Origin of the sequence: Streptomyces sp. NPDC050560, assembly GCF_044457285.1 — a bacterium.
Taxonomy (GTDB): Bacteria; Actinomycetota; Actinomycetes; order Streptomycetales; family Streptomycetaceae; genus Streptomyces.
This window is the reverse complement of sequence record NZ_JBITGT010000005.1, coordinates 67,776-93,875: the sequence shown is the minus strand read 5'-3', so window position 1 is coordinate 93,875 and position 26,100 is coordinate 67,776. Positions and strand designations below refer to the sequence as shown.

At 73.3% G+C, this 26,100-nt stretch carries 21 protein-coding genes and 1 riboswitch; of the genes, 9 read left to right on the top strand and 12 right to left on the bottom strand.

The genetic code is table 11. From position 1 onward, the window contains the following. Positions 1–39 precede the first annotated feature (39 nt). Positions 40–1,488: a polyprenol phosphomannose-dependent alpha 1,6 mannosyltransferase MptB gene (mptB, locus tag ACIBIW_RS12640; RefSeq protein WP_399335033.1), complete on the bottom strand. Its 1,449-nt coding sequence runs from the start codon at positions 1,486–1,488 to the stop codon at positions 40–42. 183 nt (positions 1,489–1,671) lie between these two features. Between mptB and ACIBIW_RS12635 the strand changes: the two genes are divergently transcribed. The 5 genes from ACIBIW_RS12635 to ACIBIW_RS12615 all read left to right on the top strand — a co-directional run bounded on the left by ACIBIW_RS12635 (position 1,672) and on the right by ACIBIW_RS12615 (position 7,538). Continuing rightward, positions 1,672–3,225, top strand: coding sequence for an ABC transporter substrate-binding protein (locus tag ACIBIW_RS12635; RefSeq protein ID WP_399335031.1), 1,554 nt, complete (start codon positions 1,672–1,674; stop codon positions 3,223–3,225). Between the two features lie 11 nt (positions 3,226–3,236). Next, a complete protein-coding gene (locus ACIBIW_RS12630; RefSeq protein WP_399335029.1) occupies positions 3,237–4,184 on the top strand; it encodes an ABC transporter permease in 948 nt (315 codons plus the stop codon). Between the two features lie 110 nt (positions 4,185–4,294). Beyond that, positions 4,295–5,125: an ABC transporter permease subunit gene (locus ACIBIW_RS12625; RefSeq protein WP_399335027.1), complete on the top strand. Its 831-nt coding sequence runs from the start codon at positions 4,295–4,297 to the stop codon at positions 5,123–5,125. Further along, positions 5,122–6,756: an ABC transporter ATP-binding protein gene (locus ACIBIW_RS12620; RefSeq protein WP_399335025.1), complete on the top strand. Its 1,635-nt coding sequence runs from the start codon at positions 5,122–5,124 to the stop codon at positions 6,754–6,756. The genes ACIBIW_RS12625 and ACIBIW_RS12620 overlap by 4 nt, the downstream gene beginning before the upstream one ends. Continuing rightward, positions 6,753–7,538: a class I SAM-dependent methyltransferase gene (locus ACIBIW_RS12615; protein ID WP_399335023.1), complete on the top strand. Its 786-nt coding sequence runs from the start codon at positions 6,753–6,755 to the stop codon at positions 7,536–7,538. The genes ACIBIW_RS12620 and ACIBIW_RS12615 overlap by 4 nt, the downstream gene beginning before the upstream one ends. 35 nt (positions 7,539–7,573) lie before the next feature. On the opposite strand, the gene ACIBIW_RS12610 is transcribed toward ACIBIW_RS12615, so the two are convergent. After that, complete coding sequence (locus tag ACIBIW_RS12610) at positions 7,574–7,942, bottom strand: VOC family protein (protein ID WP_399335021.1); 369 nt, start codon at positions 7,940–7,942, stop codon at positions 7,574–7,576. Positions 7,943–8,080: 138 nt separating this feature from the next. Here ACIBIW_RS12610 and ACIBIW_RS12605 point away from each other — a divergent pair, with 138 nt between their 5' ends. After that, positions 8,081–9,373: an MFS transporter gene (locus tag ACIBIW_RS12605; protein ID WP_399335019.1), complete on the top strand. Its 1,293-nt coding sequence runs from the start codon at positions 8,081–8,083 to the stop codon at positions 9,371–9,373. Between the two features lie 44 nt (positions 9,374–9,417). Next, positions 9,418–10,344 (top strand): ABC transporter substrate-binding protein, encoded by a 927-nt coding sequence (locus ACIBIW_RS12600; RefSeq protein WP_399335017.1) that lies wholly within the window; start codon positions 9,418–9,420, stop codon positions 10,342–10,344. 68 nt (positions 10,345–10,412) lie between these two features. On the opposite strand, the gene ACIBIW_RS12595 is transcribed toward ACIBIW_RS12600, so the two are convergent. Both ACIBIW_RS12595 and cobF read right to left on the bottom strand, forming a co-directional pair. Next, positions 10,413–11,207, bottom strand: a complete 795-nt coding sequence (locus ACIBIW_RS12595) for an enoyl-CoA hydratase-related protein (protein WP_399335015.1) — start codon at positions 11,205–11,207, stop codon at positions 10,413–10,415. Between the two features lie 206 nt (positions 11,208–11,413). Then, positions 11,414–11,542: riboswitch (cobalamin riboswitch) on the bottom strand. A gap of 68 nt (positions 11,543–11,610) precedes the next feature. Further along, on the bottom strand, positions 11,611–12,459 hold the full coding sequence (gene cobF, locus ACIBIW_RS12590) for a precorrin-6A synthase (deacetylating) (protein ID WP_399335013.1): 849 nt from the start codon (positions 12,457–12,459) through the stop codon (positions 11,611–11,613). Positions 12,460–12,647: 188 nt separating this feature from the next. On the opposite strand from cobF, the gene ACIBIW_RS12585 reads away from it, so the two are divergent. After that, a complete protein-coding gene (locus ACIBIW_RS12585) occupies positions 12,648–14,105 on the top strand; it encodes an MFS transporter (RefSeq protein WP_399335011.1) in 1,458 nt (485 codons plus the stop codon). Positions 14,106–14,282: 177 nt separating this feature from the next. Then, positions 14,283–15,089, top strand: a complete 807-nt coding sequence (locus tag ACIBIW_RS12580; RefSeq protein WP_399335009.1) for an alpha/beta fold hydrolase — start codon at positions 14,283–14,285, stop codon at positions 15,087–15,089. 1,461 nt (positions 15,090–16,550) lie between these two features. Here the strand turns inward: ACIBIW_RS12580 and ACIBIW_RS12575 are convergent. The 8 genes from ACIBIW_RS12575 to ACIBIW_RS12540 all read right to left on the bottom strand — a co-directional run bounded on the left by ACIBIW_RS12575 (position 16,551) and on the right by ACIBIW_RS12540 (position 26,077). After that, entirely contained in the window at positions 16,551–17,147 is a 597-nt protein-coding gene (locus ACIBIW_RS12575; protein ID WP_399335007.1) for a class F sortase, read from the bottom strand. 132 nt (positions 17,148–17,279) lie between these two features. Beyond that, positions 17,280–18,116: a hypothetical protein gene (locus ACIBIW_RS12570; RefSeq protein WP_399335005.1), complete on the bottom strand. Its 837-nt coding sequence runs from the start codon at positions 18,114–18,116 to the stop codon at positions 17,280–17,282. A gap of 155 nt (positions 18,117–18,271) precedes the next feature. Then, positions 18,272–19,222: a LysR family transcriptional regulator gene (locus ACIBIW_RS12565; protein ID WP_399335003.1), complete on the bottom strand. Its 951-nt coding sequence runs from the start codon at positions 19,220–19,222 to the stop codon at positions 18,272–18,274. A 245-nt stretch (positions 19,223–19,467) separates the two neighbouring features. After that, a complete protein-coding gene (locus ACIBIW_RS12560; protein WP_399335001.1) occupies positions 19,468–21,465 on the bottom strand; it encodes an aconitate hydratase in 1,998 nt (665 codons plus the stop codon). A gap of 38 nt (positions 21,466–21,503) precedes the next feature. Then, positions 21,504–23,102 (bottom strand): tripartite tricarboxylate transporter permease, encoded by a 1,599-nt coding sequence (locus ACIBIW_RS12555; protein ID WP_399334999.1) that lies wholly within the window; start codon positions 23,100–23,102, stop codon positions 21,504–21,506. A 1-nt stretch (position 23,103) separates the two neighbouring features. Then, positions 23,104–23,628 carry a tripartite tricarboxylate transporter TctB family protein gene (locus ACIBIW_RS12550; RefSeq protein ID WP_399334997.1) on the bottom strand — a complete coding sequence of 175 codons (525 nt, stop codon included), beginning with the start codon at positions 23,626–23,628 and terminating at the stop codon, positions 23,104–23,106. A 1-nt stretch (position 23,629) separates the two neighbouring features. Next, positions 23,630–24,529, bottom strand: a complete 900-nt coding sequence (locus tag ACIBIW_RS12545; RefSeq protein WP_399334995.1) for a tripartite tricarboxylate transporter substrate binding protein — start codon at positions 24,527–24,529, stop codon at positions 23,630–23,632. A gap of 1,254 nt (positions 24,530–25,783) precedes the next feature. After that, on the bottom strand, positions 25,784–26,077 hold the full coding sequence (locus ACIBIW_RS12540; RefSeq protein ID WP_399335840.1) for a DNA-binding protein: 294 nt from the start codon (positions 26,075–26,077) through the stop codon (positions 25,784–25,786). Positions 26,078–26,100: the final 23 nt, after the last annotated feature.

Below are 26,100 nucleotides of genomic sequence, written 5' to 3'. Positions count from 1 at the left end.
GTTGGCCGCGGTTGCGCGGCGCGGGCCGCCACCGCCGCGTCACGCCCCGCCGCGCCACAGCGCCCTCCCCGACTCCCGCCCCGCCAGGGCCACTTCGGCCCCCGACGTGACACGCGCCCACCACAGGGCGACCGCCGCGAGCAGCCCGCCGCTCGTGGCGAGCGCCAGTTGGAGGCCGTCCGCGGCGAGCCCGCTGGGCAGTTGGGCCAGCGCGAGCACCCCGCTCGCGACGGCCACCGCCCGCCGCGCCGCTCCCCGCGGGGCGGCCGCCGCCAGCGGGAACAGGCCCCACAGCAGGTACCAGGGGCGGATCGCGGGGCCGAGCACGGCGACCGCGACGAGGCTGAGGCCGAGCGCGTACACGGGGCTGTGCCGGGGGCGGCGCAGCCACACCAGCAGCACCGCGACGGCCGTCGCCACCAGGCCGACCGCGCGCCATGCCGCCGGGGCGAACGGCGCGAGATCGCTGCCCGCGCCGTGCAGCACCGACGCGGTCATCCGGCCGAGGAGGCAGGTGAGGGCCCAGTTGTGGCGGGACGCGGGGGTGCCGAGGGCGCCGAGCCAGCCGTAGCCGGTGCCGGTGGCCGCCGTCACCACGGCGGTGGTCACGAGGGCGACGGCGGCCACCGCACCGGCCGCCCTGAGCCACCGCCGGCGGCCGGTGAGCCCGCCCGCCGCGTACGCGGCGACGGCCAGCAGACCAAGCGCCGCGGGCGCCTTGACCAGCGCGGCAAGCGTCATCAGGACCGCGCCGAGCAGGGGGAAGCGGCCCTTCGCGGCCACCAGGCCCATACCGAGCAGCCCCAGCATCACGGCGTCGTTGTGCGCCCCGGCCACCAGATGCAGCAGGAGCAGCGGGTTGAGCGCCCCGAGCCACAGCGCCGCGGCGGGCGCGGTGCCGGCGCGGCGGGCGAGCAGCACGAGCGACAGCACCATCAGGCCCACGCCGAGCAGCGCGACGAGCCGCATGCCGAGCACCCCGGCCGACAGCTCGGCCCGCGAGGCGCGCGCGATCAGCGACGCGAAGGACAGGAACACCGGTCCGTACGGGGTCGGTGTGTCCTGCCAGACGGCGGGGACCTGCGCGGCGAGCGGGCCGCCGAGTTGGTCGGGGCCCTGGCTGTACACGTCGATACGGGCGTCCACCATCGCGCCCTGCGCCAGGTAGCTGTACACGTCGCGGCTGAACAGCGGCGGGGCGAGCACCAGCGGCGCGGCCCACACCACGAGCGTGACCACCATGCTCCGGGTGCCCGGGGGCCGCGGTCCCCGCACGGCGCGGCCGAGCCAGGCCCATGCCGCGACGAGCAGCACGAGCCCGAAGTAGGCGCCGAAGAGGCCCACCGCCGCCGCTCCCGAGGACGGTGCGAGCGACTGGCCGACGGGCAGGGCGCCCGCGCTCTCGCCGCCGACGGCCACGGCCGCGGAGCCGGCGAGCCCCAGCAGTCGGCACTTGTGTGTCTGCGGTTCGTCCCCTGGGCTCAGCACCTTGGGAGCGTGCCCGCGGCCAGTGGCGAGCAGGGAACGCGCGGTGCGCGGGAGGGAGTCAGGAGGGTGTCGGCCCGCCCGCGGCCACTATTGCAAAAGGTTTGCAGTTACGTGTTCAATGCATCGTGCTGCCCCCTCCGGGGCACGCCGTATCCGCACGTCCACCGCCGGAAGGGGCCCCACGTGCCGCCCGAACACTCCCGCCGTGGCCTCCTCGGGCTCGCCGGGGGCCTGTCGGCGGCGGCAGCGGGCGGGGCGCTGCTCACGGGCTGCGGCCCGGGCGCCGACGCCGGTTCGTCCACACCGAAGCGCGGCGGCACGGTGCGCGCGGTGTTTCCCGGCGCCGGGGTGAAGGAGACGATGGACCCGCACGCACAGCGGCAGTTCGTCGACATCGCCCGGCACAAGGCCGTCTTCGACAAGCTCGTGGACCTCGACGCCACCCTGCGCCCCGTCCCCCGGCTCGCCGAGCGCTGGAGCGCCAACGGCGACGGCACGGTGTGGCGCCTCACGCTGCGCCGGGCGCGCTTCCACGACGGGCACCTGCTCGACGGCGACGACGTGCTGTTCAGCCTGGCGCGCATCCTCGACCCGAAGGCCGCCGACCGCAGGGCGAAGGAGAGCCTGGCGCCCGTGCTCGACCTGCCGCGCTGCCGCCGCCTCGGCCCCCGTACCGTCGAACTCGCCCTCAAGGGCCCGAACGCCGAGCTGCCCGCGCTGCTCGCCATGACCGGCACCGCGGTCGTCCGCGAGGGGTACCGCGACCCGGCGCGGCCGGTGGGCACGGGCCCCTTCAGGTTCCGCTCGTTCACGGCGGGGCGCTCCTTCGCCGCCCGTCGCTTCGACGACCACTGGGCGGGCGCCCCGTACCCGGACGGGATACGGGTCCTGTCGGCGGAGACCGAGGCGCGGGCGAACGCGGTCCAGGCAGGGGAGGTGGAGTACGCGCACGAGATGAGCGCCACCTTCGCGCGGCTGGCCGAGGGCAACCCCCGTATCCGTGTCGTCGCGGCGCCGCACGCGGGCGCCGACGCGGTGGCCGCCAAGACCGACCGGCCGCCGTTCGACGACCCGCGTGCCGCGCTCGCCCTCAAGCTCCTCGTGGACCGCGAGCGCCTGGTGGAGGTCGTGTCGGGAGGGCGGGCCGCGCTCGGCAACGACATGTTCGGGAAGGGCTTCGCGTACTACCCGGCCGACGTGCCCCAGCGCGGGCGCGACGTGGCGGAGGCCAGGCGGCTGCTGCGGCGCAGCGGCGCGCTGGGCCGCCGTGTCACCTTCTACACCTCGACGGCCGCCGACGGGTTCGTGGCGGCGGCCCACCTCTTCGCGGAGCAGGCGGGCGAGGCGGGCCTGCGGGTCGACGTCGTCACCGGGCCGCCCGACACGTACTTCACCGACCAGTTGACCACGGGCACGCTCGGCAACCACCGCTGCGGCGCCATGCCCATCCCCACCTACCTCGGCGACCGCATGCTGACCAGGTCCCCGCAGAACGCGACGGCCTGGAAGCACCGCGACTTCGACGCGGCCTTCGACGCGGCCCGCTCCACGATGGCCGACGAACGCCGCCGCGCACGTTACGCGGCCCTGCAACGCCGGGTGCGCGACGAGGGCGGCCTCGTCATGTGGGGGCACTCCGACTGGCTCAACGCGGTGGCGGTCCGGCTGCACGGGGTCGCGGCGGCGCCGCCGAACACGGTCGACTGGGCGCGCTTCGACACCGTCTGGCTGGGCTGAGGGGGACGACGGTGCTCCGCTATCTCGCACGGCGCCTCGCGCTGTCCGCCGCCCAGCTCGCGGTGCTCGCCGTCCTCGTCTTCCTGCTGACCTCGCTGCTGCCGGGGGACGCGGCCACCGTCGCCTTCAACGAGCAGGCCACCCCGGGCGAGATCGCCGAAGCCCGGCACGCCATGGGGCTCGACGAGCCGCTGACCGCGAGGTTCGCGCACTGGGCGGGCGGCCTGCTCACCGGCGACCTCGGCACCTCCCTGGTCGGACACCGGCCGGTGAGCGGCATCCTCACCGGCTCCCTCGGCACCACCCTGGCGCTCGCCCTGCTCACGGCCGTCGTCCTCGTCCCCCTCGCCACCGCGCTCGGGCTGCTCACCGGGCTGCGCGAGGGCAGCCGTACCGACAGGGCCGTGTCGGCGGTCACCGTCGCGCTCAACGCGGTGCCCGACTTCGTGCTCGCGCTGTTCCTCGTCGCCGTCGTCTCCCTCAGGCTCGGCTGGCTCCCCTCGACATGGGTGGGGGTCGACGGCGGGAGCTGGTGGGGGCGGCCGCAGTTGCTCGTCCTGCCGCTGACGGTGCTGCTCGCCCGCACCGTCTGCCTGCTGTCCCGCCAGATCAGGGCGGGCACCGTCGACGCGGTACGGGCGGGCTACACCGTCCAGGCCCGCCGCCTCGGGGTCCCCCGCCGCTCCCTGGTGCTGCGCCATGTCCTGCCGAACGCACTGGTGCCCGGCGCGCAGGAACTCGCCAGGACCGGTGACCAGTTGCTCGGCGGGGTGCTGATCGTGGAGGCGGTCTTCGCCATCCCGGGCAGCGCCACCGCGCTGGTGGAGGCGGTGCGCAACCGGGACGTGCCGACCGTGCAGGCGCTGACGCTGCTGCTCGCCGCCGTCGCGCTGCTCCTCAACGTCGCCGCCGACGTGGCCTGCCGACGGCTCGCGCCCCGTACGGAGGTGCTGCGATGACCCCGCAGGCCGCTCCCCCGCGGCGCACCGGCCCCCGCAGCTCGGGGGCCTCGCGGGCCTCGCGGGTTCTCCGGTTTTCCCGGGCTTTCCGGGCTTTCCGGGTGCGGCGCGTGCCGGGTGCCGCACGGCGTGGGCGCTCGCCCGTACTGGCCGCGGTGGCCGCCGTGCTGCTCGCGCTGCCGCTCGGCGCCGCGCTGCTCGGGCCCCTCCTCGCCCCGCTGGTCACCGCGCCCGACGGGCCGCCGTACGCCCTCGGCGGCGGGCACCCGCTGGGCACCGACGGGCTCGGGCGCGACGTCCTCGTCCTGCTGCTGCGCGGGGGTTCGAGCACGCTGGGTGTCGCCTGCGGAGCCACCGCGCTCGCCTACGCCGTGGGCGGCTGCCTCGGGCTCATGGCGGCCACCACACCGCACCGCTGGGTCGACGAGGCCCTGCTGCGGCCCGTGGAACTGCTGCTACCGCTGCCCTCGCTCCTGGTGATCAGCGTGGTCGCGGTGGGCAGGCACGGCAGCCCGCTCGCGATCGCCCTCGCCGTCGCGGCCCTCAACGTCCCCGCGGTCACCCGTCTCGTGCGCGCCGCCGCGCTACGCGCCGCGAGCAGCCCGGTGGCCGAGGCGATGCGCGTCCAGGGCGAGTCACGCGCCCGGATCACCCTCGGATACGTGGGCCGCCGCACCCTGCCCGCCGTCGCCGCCGACGCCGGCACCCGGGTGACCGCCGCGGTGTTCACCGTCGCGGCCGCCAACTTCCTCGGCCTCGGCCTCGAACCCACCGCCGCCGACTGGGGAGTGACGGTGGCCGCCAACCGGGAGGCGCTCCTCGTGCAGCCCTGGGCGGTCTGCGCCCCCGCGGCGCTGCTCGTCCTCTTCACCGTCGGCGTGAACCTGCTGGCGGACGGCCTGCTCGCCCGCCGCGGCAGCGCGACCCCGGAGGCACGGTGAGCACACACGAGGTGGGCACACGCGAGGAGGTCGTCCAGGTACGGGGCCTGACCGCGCGGGCGGGGTCCGCGCCCCTGCTGCACGGAGTGCACATGACGGCCGCCGCCGGGCAGGTCACCGCCCTCGTAGGCCCGTCGGGCAGCGGCAAGACCACGACGGCGCTCGCCCTGCTCGGCGAGGCGGCACCCGGCGTCGAACTGCGCGGCACGGTACGGGTGGCGGGGGTCGACGTCGTCGACGCGCACGGTGTCACCGCCGACGCGCCCGCCGTGCGCGGCGGCACGCTCGCGTATATGCCCCAGCACCCGGGCGACGCGCTCAACCCGGTCCGCCGCACCGGTGCCGTACTGCGCGAACTCGCCAGGCTGCACGGGCGCGTCGACCGCGCCGGGGGCCTGGCGCGCGCACGGGCCGCCCTCGAAGCGGCCCAACTCCCCTCGGACCGGCAGGTGTTGCGGCGCCTGCCGCACGAGTTCTCCGGCGGGCAGCGCCAACGGGTGGCGCTCGCACAGGTGTTGGCCTGCCGCCCGCGCGCCCTCGTCCTCGACGAACCGAGCACGGGGCTCGACACGGTGACCAGGCTCGGCCTCGTCAGGGAGCTGTCCCGGCTCGCCGACGACGGCCTGGCGATCCTGCTCCTCACCCACGACCGCGCTCTGGTCGACGCCGTCGCCGACCACGTCCTCGTACTGGACGGCGGACACCTCGCCACCGGCCCGCCCGCACCCCGCCCCCTCGCCGCACCCACCGTCCAGGTCCCCGCCCCCCGGACGGTGTCCGCGCCACCGGCTCCCCCCGCGCTGCGGGTGCGCGGGCTCACCGCGTGGCTGCGCCCCCGCGGCCGTGACACCGTGCTGCGCGACATCGACCTCGACGTGCCCGCGGGCGGCTGCCTGGGCCTCGCGGGCCCCTCCGGCGGCGGCAAGACGACCCTGGCCCGCTGTGTGGCGGGGCTGCACGCCCGCCACACCGGGGCCGTCCTCCTCGACGGCACACCGCTGCCGCCGCCGCTGCGCTCCCGCGACCGGGAGACCAGGCGCCGTGTCCAGTACGTCTGGCAGGAGACCCGCGGCTCCTTCGACGAGCGCAGGACCGTGCTCGACCAGGTGGCGCGCACCGCCGTACGACTGCGCGAACTGCCGCCCACGCGGGCCGCGGAGGAGGCCGCTGACCTGCTGGAACGGCTCGGCGTCGACGCCGCCACCGCGCGCCGCGGCCCGGAAGGACTCTCCGGCGGCGAGTTGCAGCGCGCCGCGTTCGCCCGCGCCGCCCTCGCCCTCCCCCGGGTCCTCGTCTGCGACGAGATCACCACCGCCCTCGACCCCGCCGCCACCGAACGCGTACTCGCCGAACTGCGGCGGCTGCGGGACGCCCACGGCACCGCGGTCCTCTGGATCAGCCACGACCTGGCCCTGACCCGGCGGCTCGCCGCCCGTACCGCCGTCCTCGACGCGGGCCGGATCGTGGAGCAGGGCCCGACCGACGAGGTCCTGACCGCCCCCGCGTCGGACACCGCCGGGCTCCTGCTGCGCGCCGAGAGCCTGCCGCCGCGGGCCGCCCGCACCACCGCGCCGGGACACCGCCCGGCGGCACACCCACCACCGCCGCCCGAGAGGGAGACCCACCGATGACGACCACCACACGCCCCGCCGACTGGGCCGCCTGGCAGCGGAGTTGGGACCGCCAGCAGGAGTGGTACATGCCCGACCGCGAGGAGCGCTTCCGGGTGCTGCTCGACATGGTCGAGGCGCTGGCCGGGCGCTCCCCGCGCGTCCTCGACCTGGCCTGCGGCACCGGCAGTATCACGGACCGGCTGCTGCGGCGGCTGCCGCAGGCCCGCTCCACCTGCCTCGACCTCGACCCCGCGCTCATGGCCATCGCCCGGGGCCACTTCGAGGGCGACGCGCGGGTCACCTTTGTGACGGCCGACCTCACCGACCCCGACTGGCCCGGCCTGCTGCCGCACGACTCCTACGACGCCGTCGTCACGGCCACCGCCCTGCACTGGCTCGACACCGCGCCGCTGCGCCGCCTCTACGGGGCGCTCGCGGGCGTGGTGCGCCCCGGCGGCGTGTTCCTGAACGCCGACCACATGGAGGACCCCACCGCGCCCCGTATCAACGCGGCGGTACGCGCCTTCCACACCGCGCGCAGGGAGCGGGAGCAGGCGGGGGGCGCCGACGACTGGGCGGCGTGGTGGGCCCGGGTCGCCGCGGACGAGCACCTGCGCGAGCCCGCGCTGCGCCGCTTCACCCTCCTGGGAGACCCCCGCGACCCCACACCCCGGGGCCCGCGCACCGACCGCCCCACCACCACCCACTGGCACACGGAGACCCTGCGGACGGCCGGCTTCACCGAGGCCCGCCAGGCGTGGTGCTCCCCGAGCGACGCCCTGGTGGTGGCACTGCGCTGAGACGGGCGGGCGCCGGGGCGCGCAGGCGGTCGCCGTCAGTGGTTGCCGGTGTCGATGACGCAGAAGCGGTTGCCGTCGGGGTCGGCGAGCACGACGAAGTCCGCGTCGTCGGGGTACAGGTCCCAGTCGACCCGGCCGGCGCCCAGGGCCACCAGCCGCTCGACCTCGGCGGCCTGGTCGGCCGCGTCCCCGGCGTAGAGGTCCAGATGGACCCGCGGACGCTCCTGGACCGGCGTCCCACTGCGCATGAGCGCCACCTGCGCCCCGGCCCCCTCCGACGGCACGAGCACGACCCAGTCGTCGTCCATCCCGTCCCGCGGAACGTATCCCAACGCACCCATCCAGAACCTGGCCGCCCGCGGCACATCCGAGACACCCAGCACTACGGAACCGATTCTCAGCATGGGGGGATTGTCGCGTACCCCGCCGCGCACCACCTGCCCCCGCCGGAGGCCCAATGGTATAAATATTTTCTGGGTGGTCATTGCTGTTGCGACTGTGTTGCGGGAGTCATGAAGGGGTTCGACACCAGGGGGGACTGAATGCCGCGGTCCGGGGCGGACAAGACGCGTGACGGCGTTCTCACCCGGGAGGCGATTCTCTCCACCTATCTGCCCGCGTTCGTCCTCTCGCTCGGCGCGGGCATCGCGGTGCCCGCGGTGCCGACGCTCGCCAAGTCCTTCGGTGTCGGCTTCGGCGCCGCGAGCGGTGTCGTCACCGCGTTCGTCCTCGGCAGCCTCGCGGGCACCGTGCCCTCCGGCTGGCTCATCGACCGCTTCGGGCGCCGTGCCGTCCTGCTCGGGGGCCCGATCCTCACCGCGCTCATGGCCTTCGCCGTGGTGGGCACGCACTCCTTCGGCGTCCTGCTCGCGCTGCGGTTCTTCGACGGGGCCGCGGCGCAGATGTGGCTGATGGCGCGGCTCGCGGCGATCTCGCACGGGGCGGCGGCGGGCCGCAGGGGGCGCGAGGTCAGTTGGCTGTTCGGGATGAACAACTCGGGCAAGCTCGCGGGCCCCCTGGTCGGCGGCTTCCTCGCGAGCGGCAGCGGCGCGCGGGCCCCGTTCGTCATCTACGGCGCGCTCGCGCTCGTGGCGCTGCTGCCCGCGTACCGGTACGCGCAGGACACACCGCGCCGGGTGCGCGGCCGGGTACCGCGGGCGCCCCGGGAGCGGCTGGCCGCGCTGCGCCGTATCGTGCTCCCGCGGCTCGTCTACTTCGGCGTCGCCCTGTTCGCGGGCCTCACCCGCGGCCCGCTCCAGGCCGATCTGCTGCATCTGTACGCGGCGTTCGCCTACCACCTGGGCCCGGCCCAGATCGGCTACCTCTCGACCGCTGCCGCGGCGCTCACCCTCCCCATCGGCTTCATCAGCGGCTGGCTGATGGACCGTTACGGGCGCAAGCGCACGATGGTCCCCGGCTTCACGGGCGTGACGCTCGCCATGTGCGCGCTGGCCGCCTCCGCGCTCTTCCACCTGTCCCTCGCCTGGTACGTGGTCCTCTTCCTGATCGGGGTGGTCGCGCAGGCGCTGACGGGCGGTTCCATCCAGACGGTCGGCGCGGACGTGGCCCCGGCGGAGGGCCGCGGCATGTTCCTCGGCCTGTGGCGGTTCACGGGCCAGGGCGGCCAGACCCTGAGCCCCCTGCTCTTCGCCGTCCTCGCGGCGCAGCTCGGCTACGCCTCGTCCTTCCTGTTCACGGCGGTCTCGGCGGCAGTCGTCGTACTCCTCCTGGTCCGCTACGTCCCCGAAACCGGCGCCACCACCCCCCACCCCGGGAAACCCAGCACCCCCCACCCCACCCCGAAGCCCGACGGAACGGCGGCGGACACGGGGTGAGGACGCAGTCCGCGGGGCCGGGTGGGAGACCTTAGGGTCGCGTTATGCGTATCGTCTCTCTGTTGCCCGCCGCCACCGACATCGTCGCCGAGCTGGGGCTGTCCGGGCGGCTGGTCGGGCGTACGCACGAGTGTGACTGGCCGCCGCGGGAGGTGGCGGGCGTGCCCGTGGTGACCGGGGCGGACCTCGACGCGGACGTCCTCACCAGCCGGGAGATCTCCCTGGCGGTGGGCGGGGCCGAGCACTCCGGCTCGTCCCTGTACACCCTCGACGCCGAGGCCCTGGCCGCGCTGCGGCCCGACGTGGTGCTCACCCAGGACCTGTGCGAGGTGTGCGCGGTGTCGTACGAGAGGGTCAGCGGGACCGTGCGGCTGCTCGACGCGGACACCCGGGTCCTCAGCCTGGAGCCGCGCACCCTCGACGACGTGCTCGACTGCCTCGTCACCGTCGGCGAACTGCTCGGCGTCCGCGAACGGGCCGAGCGGCGCCGGGAGGAGCTGCGGGCGCGGCTCGACCGGGTGCGGGACGCGGTCGGGGGGCGGGAGCGGCCCCGTACCGCGGCGATCGAATGGCTCGATCCGCTGCGGCCCGCCGGGCACTGGGTCCCCGACCAGATCACGGCCGCCGGGGGCAGCCCCCTGCTCGCGGCGCCCGGGGAGCACACCGCGGCGATGGCCTGGGAGACGCTACGGGAGGCGCGGCCGGACGCGGTCCTCGTCATGCCGTGCGGCTTTCCTCCCGAACGGACGTTGCGCGAAACGGAGTTGCTGACGCGCCTGGCGGGCTGGGCGGACCTGCCCGCGGTACGGGCCGGCCGGGTCTGGGTGCTCGACGGGCCCGCCCACTTCAACCGCCCCGGCCCCAGGGTGGTCCGCGGGGCGGAGATCCTGGCCCGGCTCCTGCACGGTGTGGAGGCGGGTGCGCCGGTGGCGGACGGCGAAGCGCTTCCGTTCCCCCTCCCGCCGAACTGACCACCGTCTAGGGCGAATTCGCCACCGACGGCACGGCCTCGTCCCCACTCCCGGCGCCCGCCGTCACCTCAGCGGTGTCCGAACTCCGCCGGGCCCCTCTCGGCGAGGGCGGTCATCCCCTCCTTCTGGTCCTCGGTGGCGAACGCCTCGTGGAACAGGCGCCGTTCGAAGCGGACGCCCTCGGCGAGGGTGGTCTCGAAGGCGCGGCCGACGACCTCCTTGGCCAGCATCGCGACCGGCAGCGGCAGCTCCGCCACCGTCCCGGCGACCGCGAGCGCCTCCGTGAGCAGGTCGTCCGCGGGCACCACCCGGGAGACGAGACCCGCGCGCTCGGCCTCCTCCGCGTCCATGGTGCGTCCCGTCAGGCACATCTCCATGGCCTTCGCCTTGCCGACCGCCCGCGCCAGCCGCTGGGAGCCCCCGATGCCCGGGACCGCCCCGAGCCCGATCTCGGGACGGCCGAAGACCGCGGTGTCGGCGGCGAGCAGAATGTCGCACAGCAGGGCGAGTTCGCAGCCGCCGCCCAGCGCATACCCGGCGACGGCCGCCACGGTGGGAGTGCGCAGCCGGCCCAGCCGGTCCCAGGCCGCGAACCAGTCGTCGCGATACGTGTCAGGACAGCCGCGCGGCTGCCTCTCCTCGGTCTCGGCACCGGTGGCGAACGCCCTCGCCCACCCGGTGAGCACCAGGCAACCGCACTCCGGATCGCGGTCAAGTGCCTCGCAGGCGGCGACCACCTCGTTCATGAGCTGGAGGTTCAGGGCGTTGAGCACCCGCGGCCTGTTGAGGGTGAGCAGGGCGGTGCGGCCCTCGCGCTCCACGAAGATCGTCTCGTAGTCGTACTCGTACTCGTCTGTGGTCATGACGGCTCCCCGCCGGTGCGGTAGGTCAGTTCGCGCGCGGGGGCGCGAACGGGCGAAGACGCCGTCAGCCGACGGCGGCGGGGGACGGGAGGGGCCTTCGGCCCGGGTGCGGACGGCGGGGGCCGGGGAGTGGGGAGTGCGTGCGGCGCGGCGGTGCCATGCGTGTCAGCTCCATCCTCGTGGACAACACGGAACTTCCCGCGGCCGGTATCCTGACTCCCGGTTCAGCGCGCGCCGTCCGCCTTCCCGACATCTCGCTCGTCAGTGGCGTCCTGCTCGACAGCGTGCTCCCCGGTCACAGTGGCGGGACCGTGCCGGAATCACACCGGCTTCCCTGCACCGCGGGTCCGGCGGCATTCTACAGACGGGCTTTCCGGTAAATCCACCGGCCGAAAGCGCCGGGTCAGGCGGTGACGGGCCCGGCGGCCCCGGCCGCCCCATCCGCCCCGGCCGCCCCATCCGCCCCGGTCGGCGGCTCCGCGCCGCGCAGCAGATAGGTGTCCATGATCCACCCATGCCGGGCCCTGGCCTCGGCCCTGACCCGCCTGATGCGGTCGGCGACCTCGTGCAGCGGGCCCGCGACGAGCAGTTCGTCCGGCGTGCCGAGGTAGGCGCCCCAGTAGATCCACACGTCCTCGCCCCCGACCCGGGTGAAGGACTCGTGCGCGTCGAGCATGACGACGATGTCGCCGTCGCCGTCCTGGGCCGCCACGTCGGCCATGCGGCGGGCCGGGGTGATGTGGACGGGGCGCCCGACGCGGTTCAGCGGGATGCGGTGCCGGGCGGCGAGCGTCGAGACGCTGCTGATGCCGGGGACCACCTCCACGGTGAACGGGACGGCGCCGCGCTCCTCGATGGCGGCGAGGATGCCGAGCGTGCTGTCGTACAGGGAGGGGTCGCCCCACACGAGGAAGGCCCCCGTCCCGCCGGGCGCCAACTCCTCGGTCATGAGCCGTTCGAAGGCGTCGGCGCGGCGCCCGCGCCAGTCCTCGACGGCGGCGGTGTACTCGGAGCGGTTCATGGGACGGCGGTCCCGGCTCGGGTCCGCCACCTCGACGACGCGGTACGGGCCCCGCGCGTGCTCCTCGATCATCCGGTGCCGCAGATCGGTGAGGGACGCCTTGTCCCGCCCCTTGCCGACGATGAAGAAGACGTCCGTGCGGCCGAGGGCCCTGACGGCCTGGAGCGTCAGTTGCTCCGGGTCACCCGCCCCGATACCGACGACGAGGATCGCGCGCTGCTCCGTACTCATTCCCGCAGTCTCCCACCACGGCCCACACCCTCCGGCATTGAAAATGATTTCCGTTCTTTATTACGATGCCGCAACACCGGCCGCACCTCGCTGGCGGCTCGGAAATTAGGTTAGCCTAACCTAATCATCCACCGCGCCCGCCGGACCCGTACCGCGCGCGGTGGACACCAACGGGGAAAGGGGCTGCCATGGCCGGGACCAGTCAGGGAGCGGTGGGCAAGGAGAGCGGGGCCGTGGCCGGGGCGGCGCCGCCGCGGTCCGGGCTCGTGCTGGCGGTGGTGTGCCTGTGCCAGCTCATGGTGGTGATCGACATCTCGGTGGTGAACGTGGCGCTGCCCGCCATCCGCACCGACCTCGGCTTCAGCCCCAACGCCCTGCAATGGGTGGTGAACGCGTACACCCTCACCTTCGGCGGCCTGCTGCTGCTCGGCGGGCGCCTCGCCGACCTCGTCGGACAGCGCCGCGCCGCGGTGGCCGGTCTCGGCCTGTTCGCACTGACCTCACTGCTCGGCGGACTCGCCCAGAACCAGGGCGAGTTGATCGCCGCCCGCGCGGTGCAGGGGGTCTCGGGCGCCGTACTGCTGCCCGTGAGCCTGACCGTGATCACCACGACCTTCGCCGAGGGGCCGGCCCGCCACCGCGCCCTCGCCATCTGGGGGGCGGTCGCGGGCGCGGGCGGCGCCGTGGGGGTCCTGCTGGGCGGGGTGCTCACCGAGTACCTGAACTGGCGGTGGGTGCTGTTCGTCAACGTCCCCATCGCCGTGGTCGCCATCGCGCTCGCCGCCGTATGCATCCCCGGCGCGGGCACCGCACGGCGGACACGTCTCGACGCGGCCGGGGCGATCCTCGCCACCGCCGCCATGACCGCCCTCGTGTACACGGTGGTGCGCACCGACACCTACGCCTGGGGCTCGCCCCAGACCCTCGGCGGCCTCGCCGCTGCGGTACTGCTCGCGGGCGCGTTCCTCCTGGTCGAACGGCGGGTGGCGGCGCCCCTCGTACGCCTCGGGATACTGCGGGCCCGCTCGCTCTCCGTCGCCTGCCTGGTCGTCTTCCTCATCGCGTGCGGCCAGTTCGCCGCCTTCTACTTCGCCTCCCTCTACCTCCAGGGGGTGCTGCACTACAGCCCCCTCAAGACGGGGCTGGCCTTCGTGCCCTTCAGCCTCGGGGTGGTCGCCGGGACCGTCGTCGCGGGCAGGCTCATGTCCCGCACCGGGCCCAGGGCGCCGCTGATCACCGGCCTGGTGCTCGGCGCGGTCGGGATGGGCTGGTTCGGCCAGGTCAGCTCCCAGGGCAGCTTCACCAGCGACATCCTCGGGCCCTCCCTGGTCACCTCTGTCGGCCTCGGCATGTGCATGGTGACCAATACCGCCGCGGCCACCACGGGGGTCGCGCACGCCGAGGCCGGACTCGCCTCGGGCCTGCTCAACACCGCCCGCCAGGGCGGCGGCAGCATCGGCCTCGCGGTACTCGTCACGGTCGCCACCAACGTCACCCGCCACCACACCGAGCCGACCGGCCTCGCCGCGGCCACCTCCGGCTACGCCCGCGCCTTCCTCATCGCCGCCGTCCTCCTCACCGTCGCCGCCCTCGCCGCCCTCGCCCTCCTCCCGGGCAGGCCCCGCCCCACACCCGCCGACCGCTAGACAGTCCCGTACGTCCTCCGCCGGACGCGCGCGACCGCCTCCGGGGCACCGGCTCGACCCGACGCCGACACCCACTGTTCGCCCGGTGCGGCGTCGTGGCCGTCGGCCACCGGCGGCGGCAGGGGATGTCAGCGTTCTGTCGGCGCGATGTAGGCGTAGCGGTACAGGCTGGTGGTCATGGCTGAGCTTCTCGCACCGTCCGACGACGGCCGTACCGTCACCGCCCTCGACGAGGGAACGGGGCCGAACCTGCTGGTGGTCCACCCGGGCGGCGGGGACGCGACGGCCTGGGACGGTGTCGCGGGCCACCTCACCTGCGACTTCCGCGTCGTCAGGCTCCAACGGCGGATCTACGTTCCCGGAGCTGAGGTCGCGCTGCCCCACTCGATGGCCGTCGAGGCGGCCGACATCGTCGCCGTCGCGGCCCTCCTTGAGCGGCCCGTGCTGCTCGTGGGGCACTCCTCGGGCGCCGTCGCCGCCCTGGAGGCCGCCCTGCTGGACCCGTCCCCGTTCGCGGGACTGGTCCTCTACGAACCTCCCATGCCCACCAGGGAGTTGACGGCCGGGGCGGCGGGCGCACGTGCCCGCGCCGCGCTCGACGGGGGCGACCCGGTCGAGGCGATGCGGATACATATGCGGGACATCGTGCGCATGCCCGCGACCATGGTCGACGCGATGTTCGCCGACGAGCACGCACGAGCGGCGCTGGCCGCGAACGCGGCGGCACAGATCGCGGACAACGAGGCGATCGACGCGCTCGGCGTCGGAGTCGACCGCTTCGGTACGCTCGCCACCCCGACGACCCTGATCGAGGGCGACCTCAGCCCCGCCCACCTCCGTGAACGCGTGGCAGATCTGGCGGCAACCCTGCCGAACGCCCACACCCTCACCCTCCCGGGCCAGGGCCACATAGCCCACCTCACCGCCCCCACCGCACTCGCCGACACCATCCGCGCCGCGGCGGGACGGGTTCTCCACCGTTGACCGTTGACCGGTGAGCGGCGACCGATCCCGCGAACGCAGCACGCAATTCCCGGATCGCAGTGCCATTCCGCGAATCCACTCGCTGCGGGTACTCGGCTCGACAGGCAGGACCTGGTGACGGGACGGCGCGCGACGCCGCTGCCCGACAACTACTGCCCCGGGGACATCGAGGACAGCGCCCGGGATCGGGCCGCTCCTGTAGGACCAGATCAGGGACCCGGTCGCCTACCCGGCGTGAAGCTTGCGTCGGCCGTCCCGCTCCGAGGTGACGAGATGCGCGGCCTCCAGGAGTTCAAGGTGCTGGCTGACTGAACCAACTCGCCTGCCTGTCAAGGTGCGACGAGGCCGGCCGAGGAGTAATCGCAGGGCCCGGCCACAGCATCTCGCGTAGAAGGCAGGCAGAGCGTCCACGGACGCCTGTCGCGCGGGTGCAACGTGTGTCAACGGCCACCGAGCAGACCACCGAGCAGGTCGCCCAGGAGGCCGCCGCCGGGTGGGACCGACGGTTCCGGTTCGCCAGGTGACGGAGGTGAGTGCGGTTCGGGCCCCTTCGTCGCAGGGGGTGTCGTGGCCGGTTCGTCAGCTCCCGGCGTGCCTTCGGCACCATGCGGCGCCTCAGTGGGCTGCTCGGCCGCATCTGCCGCGGTGCCCCGTGTCGGCGCGCCAGAAGGGGACCGCGATGCCCCGGTAGAGGTTGCCGGGCCCGAAGCGACGTCGTGGGTCGGGGCCGTGACGGGGGACGAAGGGCGAGGCGTGGCAGCGTGAGCTGCTGCCCCGGTGTTCGTGGGCGCAGGGTGTTCGGGTCCTCGGCTGTCGCCTGAGCCTCGGTCGTCCTCGGAGAGGCCGGGGAGATTCCAGGGCGCGCGGGCGTCCCCTCCCATCACGGTGAACGCCATGGCCGCGGCGGCAGCGACACACCCTGCGACAGCCCCCCAGCCGATCCTTCGCAGCCGGAGGCCGCGTCGGCCCGAGTCGTCGACGAAGACGGGTTTCCGGGAGACGTCGCCTTGTGTGCTTGCCGCCCCGTCCAGAGGAGCCCCATGCAGGGGAACTCCCCCTCCGTCGCCCTTGTCCGCGTCTTCGGCACACCCGTTGTCGGCATCGGCGGCTGGTCCGACGGGAGCTTCCGGTTCTGGCCGCGTGCCTGGGCGGGTTGCTCTCCACGGCCCGTCGGAAGCGGCGGGTGGGGCGGAGCACGGGGGCCGGACTGCGTCGAAGACCCTCAGTTCAAGGAACGCGTTGCCGTCCGAAAGCGCGGCACTTCGGCTCGGTGTCTCTCTCCCGCCCCTGAGGGAGGCCGCCCTTGCGGCCACGCGGTGGGGTCTGTCGTCGTCGGACGACCGTCCTATGTCCTCGTTCATGATTTTCTCCACCGGCCCTCTGGGGCCGTGCGTTCGCGGAACATGGGCGCCGCCCGCGACTCGGCGGAGCGTGGGCCGACGGATGGGGGCATGAGCCGTGTCACGGCTCGTCGGAGAGAGTGGCGTAGACGACCACGTTGGAGGCGTAGCGGTGATCGGCCGCCGAGTAGCGACCTCCGCAGGTGATGAGGCGAAGCCCCGGGTAGTCGAGGTTCCTGTAGACCTCGACGGTGGGGAACGTCTGCTTCTCGTACGTGGCGACCCGGTCCACCGTGAACCGGGCAGTACGCCCGTCCCGCCGCTGTACCGACACCGTGTCGCCCCGGACCAGCTTGGCGAGGTCGAAGAACACGGCCGGGGCCCCGTTCCATGTGACGTGTCCCGCGATCACCGCGGGCCCGGTCTCGCCGGGTGTCGGGCCGGGGCGGTACCAGCCCGCGTCCGACGGAGTTCGCGGCGTCGTCATGGCATCGTGCCCGTCGGTATCCAGTGCTTCGAGCGGCGCCGACACGTGAAGGGCGGGGATGGAGACTCGCTGCGGACGCGACGCGGGCAAGGCCGGGGCCGCCGTCCGCGCCGTGCCCCCACCGTCGCCGGTGGAACCGGAGGAGGACGGAGCGCCCGAGGCGGTCGGGGTGGGCTCCGCGTGCCGTGCTTGTCGTCCCCCGGCGTCGGCGGGTGGGGCGGGCTTCTGCACGGCCACTCCACGGGCCAGGAGGAGCCCACCCACGACTACGAGCACGGCCGCGGCGGCGAGAAGAGCCCAACGCCGACGGGGATGATCGCGCCCGGAGCCGTCCAGCCGCTCGGGTGCCCGTGCCACGGGCCGTCAGCTCTGCCGGTTCGTACGGGAGTCGCCTCGCGGGTTGACGACCGCGGGCCGACTGCGGCGCCACACGGCAAGCAAGGCAGCGGCTCCGAGCAGCGCCGCGCCGCCTCCCGCCAGTAGCCCGGGCGACTCGACGCCGCTGGTGCTGCCGCTCCCGGTCTCGACGCCGCCGACCGGCATCGAACCTACCGCCGCGCCCTTGACCATGCCGCAGTCCGCCGGCGCCGTGGCCTCTTGTGGGAGCTTCGGGTCGAGTTCACTCTTGCCCTTGCCGAAGTCGTACTTGTCGTTGGAGTTCGGGTCGATGCCGTGTTGCACCAGGTGCAGATCCTTGATGTGGTCGGCGACGTCCTGCGAGACGGTGAGGGTGCGTGAGTACGACAGCTTCCCGTCCTTGTCGGCCACCGGCATCCGGTCGACGGCCAAGCCGCTGTCCTTGGACGTGTCCCCCTTGGTGGTCAGGGAGATGTTGATGTCCCCGTACATGGGAATGCCCTCGGCGGTCGTGACGATGCCGTCATGGTCCTTGTCCGCACTCGCGTCCGGGCAGTGGAAGTCGTGCCCGTCGGTCGAGCCGTGAATGTGCTGTGCGTGGGGCTGTCCGGGCACGAGTCCACTCGCGTCGATCTTCACCGTCAGCTTGGTGCCCTTGATGCTGAGCAGGGCCGCGCCTTTGGCTCCCGAGTTGTTGAGCGGGTCCAAGTTGATCTGATACGTATGCCCGGCGTCGGCCGCCTTCGCATTGTCGGCGGCGATCGACGGCGCCGTGCCGCACAGGACGAGAGCGGCGGGCACGGCGATGAGGGTGGTGAGGCGGGCGGTGCGGTGTACAGCCACGATGATGCATCCCCTTCGGACTGGCGTGGGCGCCTTCCCTGGGCGGAAACGGCCTACGTGGGGTATCCGGCGCGAACACCCATCCGGATTGGTCGCCGCTTCAAAAATTCTTACGAGGGAGGGCCGACCAGACGGAAACGGCCACGGCCCGGCCGCTATCGCCGACGGGCCGCCGCTTGCGAGGTGACGAAGGTCAGGAAGTCACGGACCGCGCCCGACGGCGGCACCTTGGGGCCGAGCCAGACCGCGCGCAGGCTGCGCCGCAGGTCGATGCCGTCGATCGGGATGCGGTGCAGTCTGCCGTCCCTGAGATCCGCATCGACCGCGAGCGAGCTGAGGATGGCCGGCCCCGCGCCCGATCGGACCGCGGCCAGGACCGCTGCGGTGGTGGGGAGCACCATCGTCGGCTCGGCCGGGCGCGCTTCGTCGCCCAGGGTTGCGGCGAGGGTCACCTTGAGGGTGGCCCATTGACCCGAGCCCTCCTCGCGCGCGACGAGCGGGGCCCGCAGCAGGTCGGTCGCGTCAAGGCGGCGGCCGGTGCGGGCCCACGGGTGGTCGGCGACGACGACCAGCATCAGCTCGTCGGCGGCCACGACGCGCGACCGGACGCCCTCGGGGATGCTCGGCCCCCCGACGAAGCCGAGATCGGTCTGCCCGGAGACCACGCGGTCGATCACCGTGGTCCAGTTCGAGCTGTCGAAGTGGATGTCGAGCGGCGCGACCCCACGCTCCCGCGCGTCCTGCTGCAACGCGGCGAGCCACTGCGGCAGCAGATGCTCCGCGATGGTGAAGCTGGCGCTGACGCGGAGTCTGCGCCGACGGTCGTTGCGCAGCTCGGCGAGTCTGTCGTCCATGTCGCGGGCCGCGGCGAGCAGGGCGTGCGCGAAGCCGAGGACCTCGGTCCCGTCCGGCGTGAGAGTGGTGCCGAGCCGTCCGCGGACCACCAGGGGAAGCCCTGTCTGGGACTCCAGCGATCTGACCCGCGACGAGATCGCCTGCTCGGTCACGCCGCGCTCGCGCGCGGCGCCCGACAGACTGCCCCAGCGGGCCACGGCCACCAGTACCTCAAGGCTGTCGAGGCTGGGCATCCGGCTCCGGAGCGCCATCGCGGTGGCCTCCCTTCGCCGACACGTGGTCCCTCGTCAGACCGCCACGCGGCCGGGCGATGCAACCGTACCCGTCCGGCAGGACACCGCCGCCCGCCTCGGCCCGGCCCCGGACGCCTGCCCAGACCGCGTGCACATGGCGCCGTGACGGTCGCAGGGGGCACCGGCGACGGGTGGCATACGCGGGACACTCGGCGGCGTCGCCTCCGTCGGCCCATGAGTCGGCCCCGGCCTCCCGGCTGCTCCTACGCCTCGGGCCGAGCCGGGCGGAGCACTGTCCGGGCGGCTCCTGAAGCACCCCTCCCCAGGGCGGTGTTGAGCAGTCCGCCGCCGAGCACCGAGCGCCGTTCGCGGGGGCTGAGGTCGGCGAGGACCTCGAAGCTGTCTCCGCCCTCGATCCGGGCGGTCAGCCGTTGTTCGCCGGCGGCCAGCGCCGTCCGTACGCCGTCGATCCGGATGCGGGCGCCGACCGGGATCGCCCCGAGGACCGCCGGGTCCGCGACGCGGAGCGGGAGGACGCCATAGTTCACGAGGTTTTTACGATGCGTGCGGGAGTAGCTCAGCGCCAGCGCGAAGCGGAGGCCCATGAGGCGCGCGCCGGCGGCGGCCTGCTCGCGGCTGGAGCCCTGGCCGTAGTTCCGGCCGCCGATGATCACGTGGCCGTCGACACCGGCAAGCGCCTCGGCCCGCTCGACGTACGTCGGATCGGTGCGGGAGAAGAGGTAGCGGCTGATCGCCGGGAGGTTCGAGCGCAGCGACAGTGTCCGCTCGCCCCCGGGGAGGATCTCGTCGGTCGACACGTCATCGCCCACGCGCAGGATCACCTCGCAGGTGACGGAGGCCGGGATCGGGTCGAAGATCGGTGCCCGGTCGGCGCGGCTCCGGGCTCCGTGCGCCCCCTCCGCCGAGGGCGGCACCAGAAAGTCGGTGCTGACGACGTACTCCTCGACGCTCGGCGGGGCGTAGGCCGGGTAGCGGATGCCGAGGTCCTCCTCAAGGTCGCGGGGGTCGGTGATGACACCGGTCAGCGCCGCGGCCGCGGCCGTCTCCGGGGAGCAGAGGTAGACCGCGTCCTCGGGGGTCCCTGAGCGTCCGGGGAAGTTGCGCGGCATCGTGCGCAGGCTGATCTGGCCCGGCTCCATCGTCTGCCCGATTCCCACGCAGCCGAGGCACCCCGACTGGTGGATGCGGGCGCCGGCCTGGAGCAGCGCGCCGGCACCGCCGAGCTTCGTCATGTTGAGGACCGCCTGTCGGCTCGACGGGTTCACGTCGAAGGAGACTCCGCTCGCCGCGGCCCTGCCTGCGACCAGTGCCGCCGGGACCATGTAGTCGCGCAGGCCGGAGTTGGCGGAGGAGCCGATCACCACCTGGGCGACGGGACGGCCGGTCACCTCGCGGACCGGTACGACGTGGGCGGGGCTCCCGGGAAGCGCGATGAGCGGTTCGAGCCGTGACAGGTCGAGGACCTCGCTCCCGGCGTCGTACGTCGCTCCCTCGTCGGCGGCCAGCGGGACCCAGACGTCCGCACGGCCCTGGAGGGCGAGGAAGTGCCGGGTCCGCGCGTCGGAGGGGAAGACCGAGCTGAGCGCCCCCAGCTCCGTACCCATGTTGGCGATGACGTGCCGGTCCATCGCGGAGAGACAGGCGAGGCCGGGGCCCGAGTACTCGATGACCTGGCCGGCCAGGTCGTCGACACCGTGCCGGCGGAGCAGCTCCAGGACGACGTCCTTGGCGCTCACCCAGGCAGGCAGGGCGCCCTCGACGCGGACCCCGAAGACCCGTGGGCGGTCGAGGTAGAGCGGGCTGCCCGCCAGGACCGTGGCGAGGTCGAGGCCGCCGACGCCGATGGCCAGCATGCCGAGCCCGCCGGCCGAAGGCGTGTGGCTGTCGGCCCCGGCGAGCAGGGCGCCCGGCACGCCGAACCTGGCCATGTGGACACAGTGGCTGACGCCGTTGCCCGGCCGGGAGAACCAGATGCCGAGCTTGGCACAGACCTTGCGGAGGTAGGTGTGGTCGGAGGCGTTGTCAGGACCGATCTGGAGCAGGTTGTGGTCGACGTACTGGACGGCGAGCGGCACCGCCACCCGCTCCACCGCCATCGCCTCAAGCGCGGCGCACACGGCCGGGCCGCCGGAGTCCGGCATCAGGGTCTGGTCCACCCGGAGCGCGATCTCCGTTCCGGTGGCCGCCTCGTCGGAGAGCACATGGGAGGCGATGAGCTTCTCGGTGAGGTTCTGGGGCACGTCCGCCTCTTCTGCCGGGTCTTGGTCGGATGCGGGGATCAGTCGGCCGTCGTGGCGCGATCGGGTGCGGTGCCGGGGCGCCGCCGCAGCAGCACGCCCCGTAGCGACGCGTAGCCGACCACGGCGGCGAGCACGCACCACAGGACGACGGCCGTGGTCGAGCCGAAGAAGTACGAGACCTGGTTGTCGCCGAGCCGAAGGGCGCGGTCGAGGTTCGACTCCATCAGCGGGCCGAGGACGAGGCCGAGGATCATGGGTACGAAGGGGTAGCCGCCCGCGCGCATCGCCAGGCCCACGAGGCCGAACAGGACCACGAGGAACAGGTCGAACATCATGCTCCGGGTCGCGTACGCGCCGACCAGGCCGAGGACCAGGATGGGCGGGACCAGCAGCCCGGGACGGACGCGGACCACCGAGCGCATCGGGATCGCCAGCAGGATGCCGAGCGGGAGGATGAGCAGGCAGCACAGGAGCAGGCCGAAGAGCACCGTGTAGACGAAGGGGCCGTTGTCGCGGATCAGCGTCGGTCCCGGGGTCAGGCCGTGCAGGTAGAGGGCGCTGAGCATCACCGCGGCGGTCGCGCTGCCCGGGATGCCCAGCGCGAGCGTGGGTACGAGCGCCCCCGCCGTCACCGAGGTGTCGGCCGCCTCGGAGGCGACGATCCCCTCGGGCGAGCCCTTGCCGAACAGCTCGGGGTGCTTGGACGTGCTCTTGGCGCGGGCGTACCCGACGAAGCTCGACACCGCGGTGCCGGCACCCGGGGCGATGCCGATGACCAGGCCGATGACCGCCGACCTGACGATCACCCAGGGGTACGAGACCGCCAGCCGCATGCCGTGCCCGGCCTCGCCGACCTCGCTCCGGAGAGCGGCGACACCGGCGCGGACGACGCCCGTGAACGAGCGGTCGGCGGACGCGGTGTCGGCGTCGGCCGGGTCGGCACGCCGACGCGACCGGCCGCCGGTCCCGACCGTGGCGGACAGGGCGACCATCCCGGCGACGGCGAAGAGCCCGACGATGATGGTGGGCAGCGGGATGCCGTCCGCGAGCGGGAGCAGGCTGAAGGTCATCCGGCTGGCACCGCTGACCGGATCGAGGCCCACGGCGCCGAACAGCATGCCGGTGGACGCGGCGAGCAGGCCCTTGACGACGCTGCTGCCGATGACCGTGGCGATGACCATGAGACCGAAGAGCAGCACGATGCACATCTCGCGTGAGCCGATCTTCAGCGCGAGCTGGCTGAGCGGGTGGATCACGACGACGACCGCTGCCGCCGCCAGGACGCCCCCGGCCGCCGACCCGGTCCGCGAGATCGCGATCGCCAGGGAGGACTTCCCCTGCTGGGCGAGCGGATAGCCGTCGAACGCCGTGGCGGCCGCGCCCGGCGTGCCGGGGATGTTGAGGAGGATCGCGGGGACGGAGCCCGAGAAGGTGTCGCCCGCGTAGATCCCGCCCATGAAGATGAGGGCGTTCGTCGGCGACATCGTCAGGGTCAGCCCGAGCACCAGCGCGGCGGCGTTCGAGGCGCTGAACCCGGGGAGCAGGCCGGCGCCGAAGCCGGCCAGCAGGCCGAGGACGACGAAGAGAAGGCTGGAGAGGGTGAACAGGTCGCTCAGCCCCGCGGAGACGTCGGCCATCTCAGATCACCAGCCCGCGCGGCAGGGTGCTGACGTCGAAGAGCACCGTGAAGACCACGTACATCACCGGCAGGCAGCAGACGGTGGTGACCGCCGCTCTCGCCACCGGCACCCGCAGGAGCAGGAAGCCGGCGAGGAGGAAAACCGCCGTCGAGGTGTAGAAACCGAGCACCTGCATCACTCCGGCGTACCCGGCGAGCGCGAGGACGAGCGCGATCGAGCGCCAGTGCGTCCGCGCCCGTACGAGCACGCCGTCCTCGTGGCCCGACGGCGTACGGTCGGACTCGTCGTCGGGCCCGCGCCCGTCATCGGGCGGCGCCGCCCGCCTGCGGACGAGTTCGGCGGCCAGGTCGACGACGGCGAGGACCAGGACGGCTCCCGCGACGATCGCGGGATAGGCGAGCGCGGTGCCCCGAAGGCCGCGGATGCTGTGTCCGTAGACGAGGGCGAGCACGACGCAGAGCGCGGGGAAGAGCGTCTTGCGGATCAGGGTCATGGCCGGTGTCCGGTTCGTGGTCGGCGGCACGTCACTTGGGTTGCAGCTCGGGGTACTTCGCGATGACGGACTTGAGCTGCGGGATGGACGCGTCGACCTTGTTGTCGAAGGCGGACGGGGAGTCGGTCTGCAACTGCCCGAGCGAGTCGCTCTTCTTGAGGACCGTGTGATAGGCCGTGCTCGACCTCGCCGCGGCGAAGGCGTCCTGGAGCTTCTTGAACCGCTCGGGGTTCTCCTTGGCGCAGCCGGCGGGCACGCCGAGAGTGGTGAACGACTCGTTGACCGGGAAGCTGCCGCCCAGCGCCTTCGAGAACGTCGGGACGTCGCCGATCTGCTTCGCCCAGTTGTTCCTGTCCCAGGAGAGCGCCAGCGTGGTGGTGCGCGAGCGGATGCTCGCACCGTTGTAGATGCCGTTCTCCGAGGCGTCGACCTCACCGGCGAGCAGCGCCTTGCGGGCGGGGCCGCCGCCGTCGTACGAGACGATGTTGAACCGCGCCCCCGTCCTCTCCTCCAACTCGACAAGCGACGGGTAGTAGTTCGAGGTGTACTGGGAGATCCCGACCTTGACCTTGCCCGGGTGCCGCTTGGCGTAGTCGATGAACTCGGCGAGCGTCTTCCAGGGCGAGTCCTTGCGTACGACGAGGATGGCCGGGTCGACCGCGAGGCCGCCCAGGGAGCGGAAGTCGTCGTAGGTGTAGTCGACGTTCTTCTGGGTCAGGTAGGAGAACTGGATCTGCGGGGTGACGATCCCGACGAGGGTGTTGCAGTCCGGGGTGGCGCGGTGCGCAAGCGCCAGGCCGACCGCGAGTCCGGCCCCCGGCCGGTACTGCACGTTGATCTTGGTTCCGAGCTGCTTCTGAAGGACGGGGAGGAACGGGCCGATAATGGTGTCCTGTGATCCCCCGGGCGAGGTCGCGATGATCAACTGCATCGTCGATGCGGGCCACTTTCCGCTGCCGCCTCCGCCGACGCCGCTACAGGCGCTCGCCAGCGTTGCGGCGAGTCCAAGGCCCAGAACGGGCGCCAGCGCACGTCGGATTCTTCTCATTACGTCAAGCCCTTTCAGGGCGCGCCAAGGCGCATCGTTGCCAGGTCGGCGGCGGTCGAAAACGGGTCACGACGTCCCGGCGCACGTTGGCAGGCTTCCCGGGTGGCCACGGCACCGGGACGCCCCCGAGCGGCTTCTCAAGCACCGCGCCAGTGACTTAATTGGATCTTTCTACTTGCGAATACGACTGGTCAAGGCTGGAAATCGCAAGGTGACCCACTCTCTCCTTGGGACCACCCAAGTTGGTGCTGGGGCCGACAGCAGGGCATCCGGGGGCCGAGCGGCTCATCCACGAAGTCCGGACCGGATTGCCACTGCGCGAGGCCGCCATGACTGGAACGGGTTTGTCGGTGAGGGCGGCCCGGTGCCGATGGAGAGCAGCCCCAGAGCTCGCCGCAGCGGCGTGGCCCCGATCCCGCCGGCTGCACGGGCGATGTTTTGTGCAGAATCTTCTGGAGGCCCAGGAGCGGGCGGTCCCCGCTCGCTTCCGGCCTTGGCCCGCCGCTGCCCTTGGACCGCTCACCCCACCAGAAGCGCCGGACGAAATCTGAGCGGTTGCTGCGCCGTCCCAGGCGTGCGGCGATCGCACCGCAGGCGTCTGCCCCCAGTGCCAGCCTGGCCGGCCTTGAGTACACCGGCCACTCGTTCCAGATCGTCGGCGTAGAAGCTGTGGAGAAGATGTCACCGCCCGCCTCGTCCGCATGCCGGGCCGCGACCTGATAGCTCTTGATACGGATCGCGTTGGGTGTGAGGGCTGCGGCGACGCCGAGTTGCCCGGCCACCCATCGGGTAACGGCCGCCAGGTCAATCACGTCCAGGACCTTGGTGCCCACCTCGGGTGGAGGTCCGTCCGGCTCCGCCTCGCGTTGCTCCGCTTCCTCCGCGTCACCGTTGTCCGGGCCTTGGCCGGATACTGCACTGTCGCCCGGGGTGTAGTCAGTGAGCCGGGCAGCAGCAGAGCGCTGGGAGCGGCGACCGGTGCGGTGGGCGCCGGGCTGGGTCCCCTTGCGGGGGCGGTGACCGCGAAGGCGATCGAGCAGGACGGAGGTGACGGTGGTACGGCCTGAACAACGGTGCGCCAGACCTCTGGGGCAAGACCGCCCCAAGAGTCCGCTGGACCACTCCCGACCGCAGAAATCAGACCGCCACGAGCCGGACCCGATCGCCGCAGAGCTTAACCATGTCGTCGATATCGGAGGTCAACATGACCACCGGGCGGTGCTGTCGCAGGGCGGCCTCGGCGACCGCTGCGTCGATCGCGTAGTTATGCCCATGCAGACCGGCGTCCATGAGCAGCTTCGAGGCTGCCCTCGCTTCCTCGTCGCCCACCGGAACTACGCGCAGTCCGGAGAGCACCCAGTTCAGGCGGGCCTTGTTCGTGCGGGCGTGGACGGCCTCGATGATGGCAAGTGAGCTGGTCACGACCTCCATGCCACGTGAGCGCGCCTCAGTGA